At 72.3% G+C, this 4,308-nt stretch carries 4 protein-coding genes; 1 reads left to right on the plus strand and 3 read right to left on the minus strand.

The annotated features are described in order from the left end of the window. Positions 1 to 262 precede the first annotated feature (262 nt). Positions 263 to 595, plus strand: coding sequence for a DUF6343 family protein (locus CCN44_RS17865; RefSeq protein WP_086698216.1), 333 nt, complete (start codon positions 263 to 265; stop codon positions 593 to 595). Between the two features lie 545 nt (positions 596 to 1,140). Here CCN44_RS17865 and CCN44_RS17870 read toward each other — a convergent pair. The 3 genes from CCN44_RS17870 to CCN44_RS17880 all read right to left on the minus strand — a co-directional run. Further along, entirely contained in the window at positions 1,141 to 2,130 is a 990-nt protein-coding gene (locus CCN44_RS17870; RefSeq protein ID WP_059246932.1) for an aldo/keto reductase, read from the minus strand. Between the two features lie 109 nt (positions 2,131 to 2,239). Then, the gene (locus tag CCN44_RS17875) at positions 2,240 to 3,046 is read right to left on the minus strand and encodes a hypothetical protein (protein WP_143649831.1); all 807 of its coding nucleotides are present in this window, start codon (positions 3,044 to 3,046) and stop codon (positions 2,240 to 2,242) included. Between the two features lie 116 nt (positions 3,047 to 3,162). Then, the coding region (locus tag CCN44_RS17880; RefSeq protein ID WP_086698218.1) for a cytochrome P450 family protein at positions 3,163 to 4,308 on the minus strand (1,146 nt) is incomplete at its 5' end.

A 4,308-nucleotide genomic window follows, 5' to 3' on the forward strand; every position in this document is an offset into this window, starting at 1 on the left:
CAGGGGCAGGGGCAGAGGACACGGCGGGGTACTCGACAACCAGGAGGCTCGGGAGAGACCGGCGGATCCCGTCGGTCCGGCTGCACTGCACGGCCGGGCCGCCTGGTCAAGGGCGCCGACCATGGTGGCAGACGAGACGGGACGGTCGATGCCGACGGGTCCGCCGCACCGGGCCGGCGACTCCCAAAGTGCCGGTGCCGGGGGCGAGTTGGACCCCGCGTGGGGTTCCTCACAGGACCCGTCCCGCAGAAGGAGGTGTGTCATGCGTGAGCGACACCACGGACGACAGGCGGCACCGGAGCCCCGGTCACGCTCCGGAGCGCTCGGTCACCGCCTCTCCCGTACCGGTACCGAACCGGCCACCGCGCGCAGCGCCCTGCGGCTGCGGCTGCTGCTCTCCGCCGTCTTCCTGCCCGTGTTCGCCGCGGCGACCGCCGGGTTCGCGGTGTGGGCCGCGCACGAGGGCCCGGGCGACAGCCCGGGCACCGGCCCGCTCACCGTCCTCGCCGTGGTGTGCGGACTCCTCGCGCTGGCGGCGGCACTGGACCTCGTGGTGGTGTCCCGGCGCTCCGCGGGGACCCGGGGCCGCCTGTGAGGCGCGGGCCGCTTGTGCGGTGTGGGGCCCGTCACCGGCCGCCCGCCGGCTGGCGGCCTTCCTCGGCCTTGGCCGCCGGCTTCCGGAGGACATGCCGGCCAGGATCGGACCTGGCGGAACTCGGCGCGTGCGGGTCGGCGGTGACCGGGCGGCCGAAGGGTGGGGGCCGCCGTGGTCGGCCACACGCCGCCGCATGTCACCGTCGCCGCGGCGGCATCGAGGCGCGGGGCCGCCTGTGCGGTGTGGGGCCCGTCACCCGCCGCCCGTCGGCCGGCTGGCGGCCTTCCTCGGCCTTGGCCGTCGGCCTCCGGAGGACATACCCGCCACGGCCGACTCGGACCCCGGCTCGACTCGGCGCGTGCAGGTCGGCGGTGACCGGGCGGCCGAAGGGTGGGGTCCGCCGTGGTCGGCCACACGCCGGCGCATGTCACCGTCGCCGCGGCGGCATCGAGGCGCGGGGCCGCCTGTGCGGCGTGGGTCCGGTCGGCCGACCGAGCCGCGGCTGCCCCACGGCGGGCCCCGGTGCGACCGGCCGGCGTACCCGGCTACCGATTGACCGTGCGCATCCCCGCCTCGTCGTACCGCTCACCCGCCGCCTCCGGCAGCTCGGCGTCGATGCGGGCCAGGTCCTCCGCGGTCAGCTCGATGCCGGCCGCGGCGGCGTTCTGCTCCAGGTAGGTGCGGCGCTTGGTGCCCGGGATCGGCACCAGGTCCTCGCCCTGTGCCAGCACCCAGGCGATGGCCAGCTGGGCCGGGGTCACGTCCTTCTCGGCGGCGATCTCCTTCACCTTCTCCGCCAGCCGCAGGTTGGCCTGCAGATTGGCGTCCGTGAAGCGCGGGTTGGTGCGCCGGAAGTCGTTCTCGTCCAGCTCGTCGGGCGAGGTGAAGCGGCCCGCGAGGAAACCGCGGCCGAGCGGCGAGTACGGTACGAAGCCGATGCCCAGCTCCCGGCAGGCCGGCAGCACCTCCGCCTCCACGTCCCGCGACCACAGCGAGTACTCGCTCTGCACCGCGGTGATCGGGTGGACGGCGTGGGCGCGCCGGATGGTCTGCGCGCTCGCCTCGCTCAGCCCGATGTACCGCACCTTGCCCTCGGCGACCAGCTCGCCCAGCGCGCCGACCGTCTCCTCGATGGGCACGTTCGGGTCGACCCGGTGCTGGTAGTACAGGTCGATGTGGTCGGTGCCGAGCCGCCGCAGCGAGCCGTGCACCGAGGCACGCACATGCTCGGCCGAGCCGTCCTGCCGGCCGACCGTGCTCATGTCGCCCGGTACCGCGTCGTCCATCCGGTAGTTGAACTTCGTCGCGATCACATACGCGTCGCGCCGCCCCTTGATCGCCTCGCCGACCAGCGACTCGTTGGTGAGCGGCCCGTAGATCTGCGCGGTGTCGAGGAAGTCGATGCCGAGATCGAGGGCGCGCCGGATGGTCGCGATGCCCTCCGCCCGGTCGGCGGAGCCGTAGAAGGCGGACATCCCCATGCATCCGAGCCCGATGGCCGATACCTGGAGGTCCCGCAGCCTGCGCTTCTGCATGAGGTTTCCTTCCGCACACTCGATCGTGGTTCCGGCACGGCACACGGCCTGTCTCCATCTAGCGACGGATTCCGGTGCCCGGCATCCCGCGGGGGAGGCCCGGGCGCCCTCACCGGTGCGCGCCGTCCGCGACGCTACGAGTTGGAGCGCTCTCCAAGTCAAGGCGTGCCGGTGACAGGACCGAGCGCACGAGTGTGGGGGTATCGCTCGTGACGTCCCAGGCGCGCACGGTGAGGAAATCCCACCGTCCCTGTGCGTGGAACGTGTACCGGAAGTCCCCTTCCCGGAAGCAGTGGACGGTGTCGGAACGCTTTTCGAGCGTCCCGTTCTCCCCGACGATTTTCCACGAGATGTGCACCTGGCCGTCCGGCGTGAAGCTGTCTCCCAGAACGCTGATGACGGGCTCGACGCGGGTCACCGTGATGCGTGGATTCATCGGGTAGGCGAGGCAGAAATCCAGCGTGTCCGGGTCGTCGAGGTGGCCCTCGTGGCTGCCGCCGGACGGGCATGATCCGCGGCGGTCGGAACCCGCGAAGAACAGCGCCTGGCAGTTCCGGCAGTTGCGCCAGTTGCTCTGCATGTGGGAGCCGTCGCCCAGGCCGGTCATCAGGCGGAAGGTGCGCGCGACACCATGAGTGTGGCCGCGGCCCGGGCGTGCGGGGCACGCCCCGTCCTCGCCCGGGCGGCCGGGCCGGTCAGGATGGCCCGCGTAGTACAGGACCTGGCAGTACCAGCAGGTGTACCAGTCCCGCTGGACCCGCACGAAGGGGAATTCCGTATGGGTGAGGGTGAAGTCGTATCCCGTCGCCACATGGCCCCCGCCGTCCCTCGGGCAGACACCCGGGACACCGGCATGACCGTTGAAGAAGAGGCTCTGGCATTTGGCGCAATTGCGCCAGCGATTCTGCGTCGGCATCGGTGGTCACCTCTCCGGGGCAAGGGGTCGAAAGCTTGGATCAGGACTCCATTACGCCCCGGGAGGTGACCCCGGTCACGGCACGGCAATTCGGGACTTGACAGCCCCGCGGACAGCTACGGATTCAGCCGGACCGGCAGTTCGAACAGGTCGTTCTGGGTGACCACCGGCTTGTTGCGCAGCTCGGTCGCCGCAACCGCCAGGTCCAGGCGCGGGAAGCGGGCGTACAGCGCCGGCAGGGCGATCCCCGCCTCCAGGCGGGAGAGCGCGGCGCCGGGGCAGACGTGAGGGCCGTGGCCGAAGGAGATGTGCCGGTTCCTCGTCTCGCGGGTGATGTCGAACCGCCCGGCGGTCGGGCCGTGCGCCCGCTCGTCGCGGCCGATCGCGCCGTACGACACGATCAGCGCGTCCCCGGCCGGGATCACCTTGTCGCCCACCGGCACGTCCTCGGTCGCGAACCGGATCAGCACATGGGAGGTGGGGGTGGAGAAGCGCAGGGTCTCCTCGATCACCGCCGACCAGTCGGCCTGCCCGGACAGCACCAGGGCGCGCTGCTCGGGGTGGGTGGAGAGGTTGACGACGGCGTTGACGATCAGCGAGATCGTCGTCTCGTGGCCCGCCGCCACCATCAGCTGGAGCGTGGAGACGATCTCCTCGTCGGTGAGCCGGTCGCCGTCCTCCGAGGCCAGGATCAGCGCGCTGGTCAGGTCGTCGCCGGGCGCGGCCCGCTTCGCCGCCACCGTCCGCGCCATGATGTCCGCCAGTTCGGTGAGGGTCGCGACGACCTCCTGGGGCGGGGTCTGCGTGGAGAAGAACTTCTCGAACAGCACCTTCAGCCGGGGCAGCCGCGCCTCCTCGATGCCCATCAGGTCGGCGACGACGTACATGGGCAGCGGGTAGGCGAAGGCCGCCTTCAGATCGACGGTCCCGCCGTCCGCGGGCAGCGCGTCCAGCAGGTCCTGGGTGAGCTTCTCGATCCGCTCCCGCATCCGCTCCACCCGCCGCGGGGTGAGCGCCTGCGCGACCAGGGTGCGCAGCCGGCGGTGGTCGGCGCCGTCCACCGTCAGCATCGAGCGGCCCGGGTTGGCCAGGCCGATCAGCGGCCAGTCCGCAGGTATCTCACCGCGCCGCCAGGCGCCCCACACCTCGATGTCCTTCACCAGCCGCGGGTCGGTGAGCAGCGCCTTGGCCTCGGCGTGGTGGGTGACGGCCCACACCGGGACACCGCCCGGCAGTTCCACGGCGGCGAGCGGGCCGGCCGC

Source organism: Streptomyces tricolor, from assembly GCF_002155905.1.
Taxonomy (GTDB): Bacteria; Actinomycetota; Actinomycetes; order Streptomycetales; family Streptomycetaceae; genus Streptomyces; species Streptomyces tricolor.

What these genes read in the sequence shown, in the direction of transcription:
- CCN44_RS17865 (WP_086698216.1), top strand. Translation starts at nt 263, where the DNA reads ATGCGTGAGCGACACCACGGACGACAGGCGGCACCGGAGCCCCGGTCA.
- CCN44_RS17870 (WP_059246932.1), bottom strand. Translation starts at nt 2,130, where the DNA reads ATGCAGAAGCGCAGGCTGCGGGACCTCCAGGTATCGGCCATCGGGCTC.
- CCN44_RS17875 (WP_143649831.1), bottom strand. Translation starts at nt 3,046, where the DNA reads ATGCCGACGCAGAATCGCTGGCGCAATTGCGCCAAATGCCAGAGCCTC.